This window comes from Streptomyces adelaidensis (assembly GCF_016598475.1).
Classification (GTDB): domain Bacteria; phylum Actinomycetota; class Actinomycetes; order Streptomycetales; family Streptomycetaceae; genus Streptomyces; species Streptomyces adelaidensis.
In genome coordinates this window covers 20,549-34,341 of the sequence record NZ_JAEMUX010000085.1, presented here as the reverse complement: position 1 = coordinate 34,341, position 13,793 = coordinate 20,549, and the positions used below count along the sequence as shown (strand labels likewise).

The following is a 13,793-nucleotide window of genomic DNA, read 5'->3' as shown; positions in this document are numbered from 1 at the left end:
CCGGACGGCCGGGACCTGCCGGACGCGACCGTCCGCGCCGCGGTCCTCGCCGACGACCGGGTCGAGCTGCTGGAACGTACCGAGATGCTGGGGCCGGCCGGCCGCTCCTCGCCCCCGATGTCCTGCTCGCCGCCGCGCTCGGCCCCCTCGAGCCGCGGCTCGAGGGGTACCGCTCACGACGGCGGAGCGCAGGGCGGCGGGCATCTGACCGACCGGCCATGGGGGAGCCGGGCACAGCCGGAGCACCCCGAGACCCCGGTGAGCGCGGCGACGCGGCTCAGCCGGCGAACGCCGGCTGCACCAGCCCCTTCCCCGCCCCCGGCACCACCAGCAGCGAACCCGACAGCGGATGCGGTGTCTCCGTACCCGTGCGGGCCGTGCTGATGTACAGGTCGGTGAGGTCGGTGCCGCCGAAGGCGCAGGCCGTGGGGCGGGGGGTGGGGAGGCCGATCACCCGGTCCAGTACGCCGGCCGGGGTGTAGCGGCGGACGGCGCCGCCCTCCCACAGGGCGACCCAGACACCGCCCTCGGCGTCGACGGTGAGGCCGTCGGGGTAGCCGCCGCCGTCCTCGATGGTCACGAACGGGCGCCGGTCGACGGGCAGTCGCCCACTCTCGTAGTCGAAGACGTCGATCCGGCGGGTCGGTGAGTCGATGTAGTACATCAGCCGTCCGTCGGGGCTCCAGCCGGTGCCGTTGCTGACGGCGACGTCGTCGAGGACGGTCTCGGTGAGGCCGTCGGCGGTGAAGCGGGACAGGGTGCCGCCGCCCGGGGCCTCGTCGTAGCGCATGGTGCCGGCGAAGAGGGAGCCGTCGGGGGCGACGGCGGCGTCGTTGGCGCGGCGGCCGGGGACCGGCTCGTGGTGCAGCCACCGGAAGCCGCCGTCGGCGTCCCGCAGCCCGACACCGTCCCGGAGGTTCAGGACGAGGCCGCCGCCGGCGCGGGGCTTGGCCGCGCCGACATGCTGCTCGGTGACGAAAACGGTGCGGCGGCCGGAGGCCGGGTCGTAGGTGTGGACCCGCGACCCGAGGATGTCGATCCAGATCAGCCGCTGGGCGTCGGCGTCCCAGGTGGGGCCCTCGCCGAGGGCCGCGTATTCCCGTACGGCGATCTCGTAACCGCTGTGGGCGCTCATGCGACGACCCGGTGGCCGAGGCGCTCGGACAGTTGCGCGGCGCCCTTGACCGCGAGCTGCTCCAGCTCGACGCGGCGCTCGTCGCTCCAGCGGATCATCGGGACGGAGATGGAGATCGCGGCGACGACCTTGCCGGTGCGGTCGCGGACCGGGGCGGCGACGCAGGAGACGTCCGGGTTGGACTCGCGGCTCTCCACGGCGAGACCTCGCTCACGGATGCGGTTCAGGGCCTCGCGCAGGGCGGCCGGGTCGGTGATGCTGTTGGGCGTCATGGCGAGCAGGTCGGCGTCGTCCGGGATCCGGGCGGACAGCTCGACCTCGGGAAGGGAGGCGAGGAGCATCTTGCCCACCGAGGTGCAGTGCGCCGGGAGGCGGCGGCCCGCGGCGGAGACCATGCGGACGGCGTGCGTGGAGTCGACCTTGGCGATGTAGATGACGTCCGTGTACTCCAGGATCGCCACATGGACCGTCTCGTCGCAGGTCTCGGCGACGGTCCGGGCGACCTGCTGGCCCTCGGCGGCGAGATCCAGCTGCTCGGCGTAGCGGCTGCCGAGCTGGTACGGGCGCACACCGAGGCGGTAGCGTCCCGGCTGGCCCTGCACGGGCACGATGTACGCCCGGGCGGAGAGCGTGGTGACCAGCTCGTGGACGGTGGTGCGGGGCAGCTGGAGTCTGCGCACGATGTCGGGGGCGGACAGTGTGCCGTCCCCGTCGAGGAAGAGCTCCAATATGTCGAGCGCCCGGGTCACGGCAGGTACGAGGCGTCCCACGGCAGGTCCCCTCCCTTGAGTCTGTGAATCTGCGTGTGTGGCTGTGGCCGGTGTTTGTGGCTGTGGCTGTGGCTGTGTTGATGACTGTGGCGACTATGTTCGAAATTTCAACTGTCGATCGGCATAACGAACACAGGCTAGTCATAGTGCCCAGGACCGGGCAATGGCCGGGGAGGCTCCGTATGTCCGGACGCGGCGGGGGCGCACAGCGACGGAAGCCGGCCGAAGCCGGCTGAGGCCGGCGGAGCGGCGAGATCAGCGCTCGGCGGTCCGGTCGGCCCAGCCCTCGTCAGCGCCTGCCGCGCGGGTCGCCCAGTTCTCCTCGGAGCCGTTGGGCGCGCAGGACCAGTTCGAGCTCGAAGCGGCGGTCCGGGTTGTCGATCTCGTCGCCCCAGAGCTCGCGGATCTGGCGGAGGCGGTAACGGACGGTTTGCGGGTGCACACCAAGGCGGGTGGCGATCTCGGGGGCGCCGCCGCGGGTCTCCAGCCAGGCCAGGAGGGTCTCGGCGAGGCGCCGGCCGTGGGTGGGGCCGCAGTGGGCCAGCGGGGCGAGGCAGCGCAGGGCGAGGTCGTCGATCAGCTCCTCGGGCTGGAGGAGGACCAGGGCCTCGGTGTGTTCGGTGCAGTGCAGGACCTCGCCGCCGGGGAGCAGCCGGCGCTCCATGAGCCGTACCGCGGCCTCCGCCCAGCGCAGCGACTTCGCCGCGTCGGCCAGCGGCACGGGCGGGCCGATCGCGCCGGACCAGCCGGTCAGGGCACGGTGGAGGAGTTCGGGGCGGCCGGCCGCGTCCGGTTCGGGGACGACCATGCGGGGCTGCTCGTACTCCATGTCGAGCAGGACGCCCTGGCCGACGGCGGGGGCCATGGCCTCGCGGGCGGGGCGTAACAGGACGCCGACCGCGACCTTCTCCGGGAGGGTCCAGCCGATCCGGGCGGCCCGTTCGGTGAGCGCGTCGGCCGGGTCGCCCCTGTGGTGCTCGGCCAGCAGGAGTTCCATCAGTCGGCGTTGCAGTCGCAGCCGTTCGCCCGCCTGCCGGGCGGCCGCCTCGGCGTAGCCGCGCACCGACTGGTCCACCAGGCCGTCGAGGTACTCGTAGCCGGCGTCGACGAGTTCGTACATCGCGGGCGGCGGGATCTCCACGCGCTGGCCGATCGCGGCGAAGCGGCGCCAGGCGAGGCGTACGCCGAGGCGGTAGATCGCCTGCAGCGAATCCAGGCTGCGGCCGTGCAGGCCCTCGCCCCGGCCGAACTCCTGGAAGACCCCGGGAGGAACACGCGGGCGGCCCTCCGCGGTCTCCAGGTGCTGGACGAAGACCTCGATCGCGCGGCGGATGCCGATGAGGGCCATCGGTTCGCCGGAGTCGTCGAGGACGACGGGCAGGTGCGGGTACTCGCGGCGGATCTCGCGCAGGATCTCCTCGGCGAGGGCGGGGGCCTCGGCCATGGCGATCGCGGCGAACTCGCGCACCTGGAGGCGCGGCACGGCGAGCCAGGCGGAGCGGACTGTGACGGTTCCCGGGTGCCCGGTCACATCTCAGCGCTCCCCGTCGGCGTTCTCGTAGGTGATGAGCGGGTCGTTCGGCTGGTCGGGGGTCGCGTCGAGCAGCGCGACGACACCGAGCGCGGCTCCTACGGCGAGCGCGGCGGCGGCCGCCATGGTCAGCACGGCGGCGAGCAGTCTGGACATCGCAGGGCCTCTCGGTCGAAAGGTCGGCCCACCCAGGGCACCCCGCACCTCGACGGGACCTTCTGACGGTCCCGGTACCTCGCCCACCTCGTCGGGACCTCCTGACGGCCGGTCCCACGGCCGACGGCCCCTCCAGGTCGTCGGCTCGGGCCCAGTGTCAGCAATGCATTGACACTGCGTCAAGACTCCGCCTACGGTTCCCGGCCCAGACGGCACCTCCGCGTCATACGCGCGTTCCTCCCGGTGTCGCCTCTTCCGCACGCCTACCCGAGTCGCACCTCCCAACGCCCCTGGAGTGCCCGGATGCGCCGTACAGCCTCACCTTTCTCCCTGGTCCTGCTGGGTCTCGGGACCTTCCTGCTGGTCCTCGCGCCCCTGCTCGCCTGGTACGTCGAGCCACGGGCCGCGGTGAATCCGATCGACATCGACACGACCGCCGTCTACACCGGCACCGGCAGCGTCTTCGACGTGGAGCAGGTGAAGACCGTGCCGGACCAGAAGATCACCGTGACCCAGCGGGTACGCGGCGATGTGGCCGAAAGTGAGCGCAGCGGGGCCGCGGTGTGGGACGTGATCACCTCGGTCGACACCGACGAGTCGCTGCCGGCGGCCGATCCGCACGGCGCGCTGGACTTCACCCCGCACCGCTGGGTCAGCGACCGGACGACCAACCGGCCGGTGCACTGCTGCGACGAGAAGCCGTACATCGAGGGCGAGGCGTACCTGAAGTTCCCCTTCGACGTGCAGGAACGGTCCTACCGCTGGTGGGACAACACGCTCGGCGCGACGGTGACGCTCCACTACGAGGGCCGCAAGAAGGTCCGCGGGTACGAGGGGCTGCGCTTCACGGCGAAGGTTCCGGCCACGAAGACGGGCACGCGGATGGTGCCGGGCGCGCTCGTCGACGAGCCGACCCGGCCGCAGGTGCTCGCCGAGGAGTGGTACGCCAACCACGGCCTCGAACTGGTCGTCGACCAGAGCACCGGCCGGGTCATCTACGCGCAGACCGGGCCGCGCCGGACGCTGCGGGCGCCGGGCGGCAGCCAGGACGCGGCGGTGCTGCTCGACAGCCGGAAGCTCGCGTTCACCTCGGCCACGCAGAAGTTCGCGGTCGACCAGGCGGAGAAGGAGAGCGGGCTGCTGCGACTGGTGGGGCGGACGGTGCCGATCGGTACCGCTGTGCTCGGTTTCGCCCTCGCCGCGGCAGGTGCCGTTCTGGTCACGCGCGGCAGGCGGCGCCCTGATACGCCCGAGTCGTCCCAGGACCCGATCACGATGTGACAGGGCGTCAGCTCAACAAACCCCCGAAATTGTCACCCCGGTGAGTAGCAGCTTCGAACCACTGGGCGAAAACTGTCCACCCCACCTGAGCACAGCCCACCCACACCTCGCCTACAGGTACCCGCCAGGAACGACAGATCCGCGAGATCCATCCGGCCCCCCTCCGACCGGAACATCCCCCGCAGCGAACAGCCTTCTCCCCCGCTGAGTTCCGCACCCCGAGACGAGTTGGAGCACCTATGCCCCAGCACGTGCCGTTCTCGCTGGTCGAGGTGTTTCCACGCCTCGACCGGCATCGATCGGCAGGCCCTCCACAGCCACGCCGCATCGTCTTTCTCGCCCGCCGTGACCTGGGTAATCCGGCGGCGGGGGGCTCCGAGCTCCTCGTCGACCGGCTCGCCGAGGGCCTGACCCGTCTCGGCCACCAGGTCACCCTGGTGTGCGGCGGCCCGGCGGCCTACCGCGACTACCGGGTCGTGTCGGCCGGCGGCGACCTGAGCCACCATCTGCGCGCCAAGTCGGCCCTCGACCGTCAGGTCGGCGACTGCGACCTCCTCGTCGAGGTCTGCAACGGCATGCCCTACCTCGCGCCGCTCTGGCACCGGGGTCCGACGATGTGCCTGGTCAACCATGTGCACACGGACCTGTGGCAGCTGCGGTTCGGCGGCCCGCTGGCGCCGGCCGCGCGGCTCGGCCGAAGACTCGAACACTGGTCGCTGACGGCCGCGCAGCGGCGCAACCTGGTGGTCGCGGTCTCCTCCTCCACGGCCACCGCGCTCGGCGCGATCGGTGTGGAGCGGGAGCGGATACGAGTCGTGCACAACGGGGTCGAGGAGCCCGGGCCGCGCGCCGAGCGGTCGCCCGAACCACTGTTCGTGGCGGTGGGGCGGCTGGTCGAGTACAAGCGGATCGATCTGCTGCTGCGGCTGTGGGAACGGGTTCGCCCGGTCACGGGTGGGCGGCTGGTGATCATCGGGGACGGACCCGAGCGCGGGCGGCTGGAAGCCATGGCCGGGCCCGGGGTGGAGTTCGCCGGGTACGTCTCCGACGCCGAGAAGCACCGGTTGCTGTGTGCGGCTTGGCTGTTGCTTCATCCCTCCGCCGTCGAGGGGTGGGGCCTGGTCGTCACGGAGGCCGCCGTGCGAGAGACCCCCTCGGTTGCCTTCGATGTGCCTGGGTTACGGGATTCCGTCGTGGACGGGGAGACCGGGGTGCTGGCTCGGGGGGAGTCGTCGTTCGCCGCCGCGTGGTGTGCGCTCGCGTTGTCGACGGATCGGCGGGTGCTGATGGGTAAGGCCGCGCGGGAGCGGGCGGCGCATTACCGGTGGGGTCACACTGTGCAGCAGTTCAGGGCGGTGGCCTCCGAGGCGGTCCGTGGGTGGGTGCCTTGAGCGCGAAACAGGGTGCCTCGAATGCCGGGTGGCGGCTGCGGGTTCGTCGTGGCTTGTCGCGCCCACGCGGCGGAGCCGCAAAGGTCACAGCCCCGCTCCCCTCAAGCAGCGGGGGTCTTAAGGACCCTTCTCTGCAGCGCTCCATCACCCTCTTTCGGGCCTTCCTCCGTGAGCAGGGCGACCCCGAGTACTGCTACACCCTCCTCGCCCGCGACGCCGTCGACCAGGTCGAGGCGTACGGCGGTGCCGTCGACGGTCGTACGGTCGTCGATGTCGGCGGCGGGAGCGGGTACTTCACCGAGGAGTTTCGGCGGCGGGGTGCGCACGCGTATCTCTTCGAGCCGGATCTGGCGGAGTTGGGGGCGAAGCCGCCGGACGGGGCTGTCGTCGCCGACGGGTATCTGCTTCCCCTCGGGGACGGCGTCGCGGATGTCACGTTCTCCTCCAATGTGCTGGAGCACGTGGCCGATCCGCAGACCTTTCTCAGTGAACTCGTTCGCGTCACCCGCCCCGGCGGGCTGATCTATGTGTCGTTCACGAACTGGCTGTCCCCGTGGGGCGGGCACGAGTGGGCGCCCTGGCACTACCTGGGGGCGGAGCGGGCACGGGCCCGCTATCGGCGCCGTACGGGTAAGGACGCCAAGCACACGCTCGGCGAGAACCTCTTCGCCGTGCACATCGGAACCACTCTGCGGCAGGTGCGCGGCCGGGACGACGTGACGGTCGTGTCGGCGCGCTCCCGCTACTGGCCGTTTCTCGCGGAGACCGTCGTCAAGGCGCCGGGGCTACGTGAGTTCGCCACCTGGAACCTCCTCCTCATCCTCCGGCGGTGTCCACCATGACGAGCACGGTCCAGGCTCCACCTCCCGCGCCGGTACGGCCGGCGGGCCCGGCCGAGGTACCCCCTGAGGGCCCTCGGTCGCGGCGCTGGCTGCTGGGGTTCTGGGCCGTGGTGTTCGTGCTGCTGGTCGCGGTGCAGCCGGGGCGGCAGACCTTCGACACCAAGCTCGGGGTCACCACCGATCCCTGGCAGTTCGTCTCCGATCTCGGTCAGCTGTGGCACGACCGGGGCGGGTTCGGCGGGATCCAGGACCAGTACGTCGGTTACCTGTGGCCGATGCTGCCGTACTACGGGCTGACCGATCTGGTCGGGCTGCCGGTGTGGCTGGCGGAGCGGCTGTGGCTGTCGCTGATCGTGTCGGTGGCCTTCTGGGGTGCGCTGCGGCTGGCGGAGCGGCTGGGGATCGGGAGCCGGCCGTCAAGGCTGGTGGCCGCCGCCGCCTACGCGCTGTGGCCGGTGTTCACCACGGTCGTCGGGTCGACCTCGGCCGCCGCGCTGCCGGGGGCCTTTCTGCCGTGGGTGCTGCTGCCGCTGACGAACGAGCGGTACAGCGCGCGGGTGGCCGCCCTGCGGTCGGCGCTCGTCATTCCGTTCATGGGCGGGGTGAACGCGGCGGCGACCCTGGCCTCGCTGCTGCCCGTCGGGCTGTATCTGCTCACCCGGCCGCCAGGACCGCGGCAGCGGCGGCTGATCTCCTGGTGGGTGCCGGGGGTGATCCTGGCGACGGTGTGGTGGGTGATACCGCTGCTGCTGCTCGGCTTCCACGGCGAGAACTTCCTTCCCTACGTGGAGAGTTCGCAGACGACGACGGCCACCATGTCCGCCACGGAGGCGCTGCGCGGGGCCGGGAACTGGGTGGCGTATCTGCACTTCGGTGAGGCCTGGCTGCCGGCCGGCTGGTCCGTCGCCGCCTCCGTGATCGTGATCCTGTCCTCGGCGCTCGCGGCAGGGCTGGGCCTCGCCGGACTCGCGCGGCGGGACATGCCCGAGCGGCGGTGGCTGGTGCTGACCGTGCTGGCGGTCGCGCTGATCACCCTCGCCGGGTACGGCGGCGCGTTCGGGGCGCCCTTCCACGGGGTGGTCCAGGACTGGCTGAACGGGGGGCTCGCGCCCTTCCGGAACATCTACAAGTTCCAGACCGGGCTGGCGCTCGCGCTGATCCTCGGCTTGGCGCATCTGGTGGGCGTGGCCGCGCAGTCGCGCGGGGCCCGCCGGGTGCGGGGACGGCGGTTCGCACCGCTGATCGCGGCCGTCCTCGTCCTGCCCGGCCTGCTGTGGCCGTACCTCAACGGCTCTGTGCTGCAACCGGGTTCGTTCCAGGAGCTGCCCAAGTACTGGCAGGCCACGGCCGACTGGCTGGACAAGTACTCCCCGGACTCACGGGCGTTGGTCGTGCCGGCCACCGCGCACGGCATCTACAGCTGGGGCACCACCGTCGACCAGCCCCTCGACGTCCTCGCCGAGTCACGCTGGGCGCAGCGCGACTACGTCCCCTTCGGCACCCCCGGCAACCGGCGCGCGATGGACGCCGTGGAGCAGGCGCTGCTGACCGGCGGCGAAGTCCCGGGCCTGGGCGACTACTTGAGCCGGGCCGGCCTCTACTACGTCGTCGTACGCAACGACCTGGACCCCGACCAGGTGGGCGCCATACCCACCACGACGGTGAAGCGGACCCTGGAGCAGTCCGGGTACGAGCGGGTGACGGGGCTCGGTCCGCTGATGACCGGCGGGCGGATCGCCGAGAACACCCCGCTCCAGATCGAGGGGCTGTATCCGCGGCAGCGGGCCGTGGAGATCTACCGGCCCGCCGAGGAGGTGCCGCGTCCCGGGCAGGCCGGCCTGAAGGCGATCGCCGACACCGCGGTGGTCTCCGGCGGCCCCGAGTCGCTGCTGCCGCTCGCCGCCGACCCGGAGCTGCGCGACCGCGCCACCGTGCTGACCGGCGACAACCATCCCGGGCTCGGCACCCCGGCGGTGCAGGTGGTCGGTGACGGGCTGCGCCTCGCGGACACCCGGTTCGGCCTGGTCAACGCCAACACGTCGTACACGTACACGAAGGACGAGCGGAACCCGAGCGGGAGCGTGCAGGACCCCGGTGAGAAGCCGAAGCAGATCCTGCCGGTGACGGGCCTCGACCACCAGACGGTGGCCGAGCTGCGCGGCGCCGATTCGGTGACCGCGTCCACCAGCGGCAACTGGCTGTTCCAGCTGCCCCAGTACGACCCGGTCAACGCCTTCGACGGCGACCGGAACACGGCCTGGGCGGAGGGCGCGGCCGGGTCGGCGAACGGGCAGTGGCTGCGGATCGGCTTCGACGGCGACCAGGACATCCCGGCGACCTTCGAGGTCACACCGCTGCCGCAGGACGGGGTGCGATCGGCGCCGACCCGGATCAAGGTCGAGACCGAGCGGGGCTCCCGCTCCACGAACCTCCAGGCCGACGGCTCGACTCAGGAGGTCAACGCCGCGCCCGGACAGACGAGTTGGCTGAAGATCACGATTCTCGACTCGGCGGAGCGGCACACCGGGCTGGTCGGCGCGGGCTTCGCCGAGGTCGACATCCCCGGCGTCCGGGTCACCCGGATGCTGCGGCTGCCGACCGACGCGACCGACGCCGACGACTCGGCCGCCGACGCCGAGGTGATCTCGCTCCAGCGGGCCGCCGACCCCACCGGGCTCTCCCCGACGGGCACCGAACCCGGCCTGCACCGCACCTTCGGCACCGCCACGGCGGGGACGTACGCGGTGAAGGCCACGGCCGTGCCCGTGCCGGGCGACGAACTCGACAAGCTGCTGTACGAGGTCGCCCCCGAGCAGCAGACCCGGATCACGGCGACCGCCGACTCCACGGCCTCGCTCGGGGCCGGGCTCTCGCCGCGCAACCTCACCGACGGGGACCTGACCACGGCGTGGATCGCGGGCGACGACCCCACGATCCACCTCAGCTGGGGCGACAAGTGGCCGGTCAACTCGATCGTCCTGGCCCCGGCGGGCGGCCTCTCGACCCGTCCGACACAGGTCGAGATCAGCTCCCCGGACGGCGCGGTCATCGCCGGTGTCGACGAGAACGGCTGGGTCCGCTTCGACCCGATCACCACCGACAGCCTCGACATCACCGTCACGGAGACGGCCCCCCTGACCGTCCACAACCCGGTCGCCGACGACGACCTGCAACTCCCCGTCGGCCTCACCGAGGCATACATCCCGGCGCTCGACCAGTACCGCACCCCGCAGCCCGCCCCGACCCGCGACTTCGAGCTCCCGTGCGGCGAGGGCCCGGTCGTCGAGGTGGACGGCACGCTGTACGAGACCAGCGCGCAGGGCACCGTACGGGACCTGGTGGAGCGCCGGTCCATCGACCTGACGCTCTGCCAGAACGGCAAAGCCAGCGGTGAGTTGGAGTTCGACGCGGCCGAACGGCACACCTTCGAGTCCGAGGACTCGGGCGCGCTGGCCGTCAACTCCGTGACACTCGCCCGGGGCACGGTCGCCGCACCCGCGTCCGCCGGCCGCGACCTCGGGATACGGGACTGGCTCGGCGACCGTCGCGAGGTCACCGTCGGCCAGGGCGCGGCGTCCTACCTGACGACGTACGAGAACTTCAACGACGGCTGGAAGGCCACGCTGGGCGGCCGCGAACTCACCCCCGTACGGCTCGACGGCTGGCAGCAGGGCTGGCAGATCCCGGGCGGCGCGGGCGGCACGGTCAAGCTGTCGTACGAGCCGTCCGTGACGTACGAGGCCGGGCTGATCGGCTCCGGCGTCGGCCTCGCGGCCCTGATCGGCCTCGTCCTGTGGCGCCGCCAGGAGCCCAACCCCGACGAGCCGCAGGCCGCGCCGCCGGGCCCCGGTCTCTGGCTGGGCACGGTCGCGCTCACTCTCGTCGGCATCGTGATCGCGGGCTTCTTCGCCCTCCTCGTCCCGCTCCTCGCGCTCCTCGCCTGGAAACGGCACACCCTGCTGGTGCCGATCGCCTTCCTCGCCCTGGCCGGCGCCGGCATCGCCGCCGCCGTCGGGGCGGGCGAGCCGGTGGCGGCGGACGCGGGTGCCTTCGGCCCGATCGCCCAACTTTTCGCGCTGATCGGCCTGTTCGCGGCGCTGGTGAGTGTGGGGGTGGGCGTCGAGGCCGCGCCCGACCGGCCCGGTTCGACACGGCGGTTCGAGGTGCCGCCGGGGGCAAAGGAGCCGACGGAGCCGTTGCCGCAGCGGAGGCGGGTGGGGAGGGCGGCGCCGGCCGGTGCGTCTTCCGGTGTCTCCGCCGCTGCGCCTGCCGGCCCGTCCGCCGGTGCGCCCGCCGCGAGCCCCACGATCTCCGCGCGCGGCCCCGGCTCCCCTCGACCGGAGCCCCAGCCCCAGGCACAGCCCGAGCCCGAGCCCGAGACGGACACACCGACCCGGCGGATTCCGTTCACCAAGCCGAACGCCCAGCCCAACCCCGGGGTGACACCGCCGAACGGTGACGGCGGTGCGGGAAGGGGGGAACCGGCATGACGGCACTGGACCACCCCGCACGGGACGACGCCGCCCGCGGCCCCGTCCGCATCCCCTTCCCGGTGGTCGACGAGGTGTCCCGGCACTGCCTCCAGGAGGAGGAACCCGAGACCGTCCACATCGAGGTCCACCTCCCCGGCCACCTCGACCCCGACCGCCTGCGCACCGCCTTCACCGCCGCCCTCCGCCACCATCCGCGCATCCTCATGCGTGAGGCCCGGGCCCACTGGTACAGCCGCCGCTACGAGTGGGAGCTGACCCCGGAGCCGGAAATCGAGGTGGTGACCTTCCTGCCGCCGGGCCCGCACGCGTTGCGGGACGCGCGAACGAGGGCCCTGATGGAGGCACCTCCGCTGTCGATGTCCCCGCCGATCCGCCTGGAGGTGGTGGCGGGGGCGGGGCCCGCGGTGGGGAGCGAGGCCGGCGACGGAGTCGGCATAGCCGCAGGTAATCGTGGTGCCGGGGGCCCCGCTCCCGGGCGCCCACAGAACAAGGGCACCGTCCTCTTCCTCACCATCAACCACACCGCCCTCGACGGCCCCGCCTGCCTCCGCATCCTCGCCACCGCGGCGGAGCTGTACGGCGGCAAGGACAACTCCCCCACCGCTCCCCCCGTCCGCCCCACCACGGACGAACCGGCCCCACCCGAATCGGCACCCCCTTCCCACTGGGCCCGCCCCGCCCGGGTCGCCCCCGGCGCCCCCGAACCCTCCCCCGGCAACGGCCTCCTCGTCACCGAGCTCCGCGTCCCCCGCCGCCCCAGGTCCGCCCCCTACACCGTGAACGACCAGCTCATGGTCACCACGGCCCTGATGCTCGCCCACTGGAACCGCGAACACGGCGCCCACCCCCGCCCGCTGCGCATCACGATGCCCGTGGACGACCGTCCGAGGGACACGGAGATGCCCATCGGCAACGGCACCCGCCTGGTGGAAGTGCCCTTCGCGCCCGATGAGTTGCACCAGGCCCACACCCCCATGGCCACCCTCCTGCGCCGCACGGCGGAACGCACCCGCGCCCTGAAGTCCCTCCAGCGACCCCAACTGGGCCATGGCGCCTCCCTGTTGACAGCGCCGGTGGTCCCCGTGGCCTGGCGGGCCGCCGTCACCAGGGGTCTGCGCCGGGCGGCGGCGCCCTGGACGTCGACGACGCTGCTCAGCAACATCGGCCGTATCCCGTACGCGCTGGACTTCGGCGAGGAGGCCGGCCGCGCCCACGCGGTGTGGTTCTCGGCCCCCGCCCGGATGCCCCGTGGTCTCACGGTGACGACAGCGGCCACTGCGGGCCGCCTCCATCTGGCCCTGCGCTGGTCCCGCGCCCTGCTCAGCCACGGCGACGGCGCCCATCTCCGCGACCTCTTCGAGCACTACCTGCACGCGACGGAAGAGGACCCCAGGTGATGCCGACCACCACACCGACCGACACCTCGACACACCCCCCGCGAGGGGGACTTCGGGACTTCTACGAGGACCCGTCCGTCCCCGTCGCCTCCGGCACCCCCCGCAGCCTCGCCCAGGCCCGCATGCTGGCCGCCGCCCTCGGCCCGGCGGGCGCCGCGGGCCCCCGTACCGTCCTCGACATCGGCTGCGGCGACGGCACCGCCGCCGCCACGGCCGCACCCTTCCTCACCGGCCACCGGATCATCGGGATCGACTGGTCGCAGGACGCCCTCAGACGGGCCCGCGCGCGTCTGCCGTACGCCGTCCGGGGTGAACTGGCCGACGGAGGGCTGCCGTTCAGGTCGGAGTCCGCCGACGCCGTGCTGTTCAGCGAGGTGATCGAGCACCTGGTCGACCCGGACGGCGCCCTCGACGAGATCCGCCGTGTCCTGCGGCCGGGCGGCCATCTGATGCTCTCCACCCCGAACCTCGCCGCCTGGTACAACCGCGCGCTGCTGCTCGCGGGCGTCCAGCCGGTGTTCTCGGAGGTCAGCCTGCGCGGCATCCACGGCCGTCCCGGCTCGGAGGTCGTGGGCCATCTGCGGCTCTACACCGCCCGCGCGCTGCGGGAGTTCGTGGCCGCGTCGGGCTTCGAGGTCGTACGGCTGCGCGGGGCGCCCTTCCACGGCGTACCGCGTCCGCTGCGGCCGCTGGACCGGCTGGCATGTGCGGCACCGTCGGCCGCGTCGATCCTGCTGCTGCACGCACGCAGACCTGACCGGGGGATCACGCGGAAGACTCCAAGGACATAGGGGGCG

The 13,793-nt window shown here is 72.6% G+C and carries 10 protein-coding genes; 6 read left to right on the top strand and 4 right to left on the bottom strand.

The features are described from left to right. Positions 1–277 precede the first annotated feature (277 nt). From I8N67_RS33625 to I8N67_RS33610, 4 genes are all read right to left on the bottom strand, one after another. Positions 278–1,135 (bottom strand): SMP-30/gluconolactonase/LRE family protein, encoded by an 858-nt coding sequence (locus I8N67_RS33625; protein ID WP_200308049.1) that lies wholly within the window; start codon positions 1,133–1,135, stop codon positions 278–280. Then, positions 1,132–1,905, bottom strand: a complete 774-nt coding sequence (locus I8N67_RS33620) for an IclR family transcriptional regulator (RefSeq protein WP_200308048.1) — start codon at positions 1,903–1,905, stop codon at positions 1,132–1,134. Before I8N67_RS33620 ends, I8N67_RS33625 begins: the two co-directional genes overlap by 4 nt. A 289-nt stretch (positions 1,906–2,194) precedes the next feature. After that, positions 2,195–3,436 carry a PucR family transcriptional regulator gene (locus I8N67_RS33615; RefSeq protein ID WP_200308047.1) on the bottom strand — a complete coding sequence of 414 codons (1,242 nt, stop codon included), beginning with the start codon at positions 3,434–3,436 and terminating at the stop codon, positions 2,195–2,197. Between the two features lie 3 nt (positions 3,437–3,439). Next, positions 3,440–3,592, bottom strand: coding sequence for a hypothetical protein (locus tag I8N67_RS33610; protein WP_200308046.1), 153 nt, complete (start codon positions 3,590–3,592; stop codon positions 3,440–3,442). Between the two features lie 303 nt (positions 3,593–3,895). Here I8N67_RS33610 and pgfA point away from each other — a divergent pair, with 303 nt between their 5' ends. The 6 genes from pgfA to I8N67_RS33580 all read left to right on the top strand — a co-directional run bounded on the left by pgfA (position 3,896) and on the right by I8N67_RS33580 (position 13,787). Further along, on the top strand, positions 3,896–4,873 hold the full coding sequence (gene pgfA / locus I8N67_RS33605) for a cell envelope lipid trafficking protein PgfA (RefSeq protein WP_200308045.1): 978 nt from the start codon (positions 3,896–3,898) through the stop codon (positions 4,871–4,873). A gap of 239 nt (positions 4,874–5,112) precedes the next feature. Continuing rightward, positions 5,113–6,264, top strand: coding sequence for a glycosyltransferase family 4 protein (locus I8N67_RS33600; protein WP_200308044.1), 1,152 nt, complete (start codon positions 5,113–5,115; stop codon positions 6,262–6,264). A gap of 143 nt (positions 6,265–6,407) precedes the next feature. After that, positions 6,408–7,106, top strand: coding sequence for a class I SAM-dependent methyltransferase (locus tag I8N67_RS33595; RefSeq protein ID WP_200308054.1), 699 nt, complete (start codon positions 6,408–6,410; stop codon positions 7,104–7,106). After that, positions 7,103–11,596 (top strand): alpha-(1->3)-arabinofuranosyltransferase domain-containing protein, encoded by a 4,494-nt coding sequence (locus I8N67_RS33590; RefSeq protein ID WP_200308055.1) that lies wholly within the window; start codon positions 7,103–7,105, stop codon positions 11,594–11,596. Before I8N67_RS33595 ends, I8N67_RS33590 begins: the two co-directional genes overlap by 4 nt. Continuing rightward, positions 11,593–12,996, top strand: a complete 1,404-nt coding sequence (locus I8N67_RS33585; protein WP_200308043.1) for a condensation protein — start codon at positions 11,593–11,595, stop codon at positions 12,994–12,996. The genes I8N67_RS33590 and I8N67_RS33585 overlap by 4 nt, the downstream gene beginning before the upstream one ends. Beyond that, complete coding sequence (locus I8N67_RS33580) at positions 12,996–13,787, top strand: class I SAM-dependent methyltransferase (RefSeq protein ID WP_200308042.1); 792 nt, start codon at positions 12,996–12,998, stop codon at positions 13,785–13,787. The genes I8N67_RS33585 and I8N67_RS33580 overlap by 1 nt, the downstream gene beginning before the upstream one ends. The last annotated feature ends 6 nt before the right edge of the window (positions 13,788–13,793 follow it).

Bases quoted from the DNA above. Each gene is read 5' to 3' on its own strand.
- I8N67_RS33600 (WP_200308044.1), top strand. From the start codon at position 5,113: ATGCCCCAGCACGTGCCGTTCTCGCTGGTCGAGGTGTTTCCACGCCTC.
- I8N67_RS33585 (WP_200308043.1), top strand. From the start codon at position 11,593: ATGACGGCACTGGACCACCCCGCACGGGACGACGCCGCCCGCGGCCCC.
- I8N67_RS33580 (WP_200308042.1), top strand. From the start codon at position 12,996: ATGCCGACCACCACACCGACCGACACCTCGACACACCCCCCGCGAGGG.
- I8N67_RS33625 (WP_200308049.1), bottom strand. From the start codon at position 1,135: ATGAGCGCCCACAGCGGTTACGAGATCGCCGTACGGGAATACGCGGCC.
- I8N67_RS33610 (WP_200308046.1), bottom strand. From the start codon at position 3,592: ATGTCCAGACTGCTCGCCGCCGTGCTGACCATGGCGGCCGCCGCCGCG.
- pgfA (WP_200308045.1), top strand. From the start codon at position 3,896: ATGCGCCGTACAGCCTCACCTTTCTCCCTGGTCCTGCTGGGTCTCGGG.
- I8N67_RS33590 (WP_200308055.1), top strand. From the start codon at position 7,103: ATGACGAGCACGGTCCAGGCTCCACCTCCCGCGCCGGTACGGCCGGCG.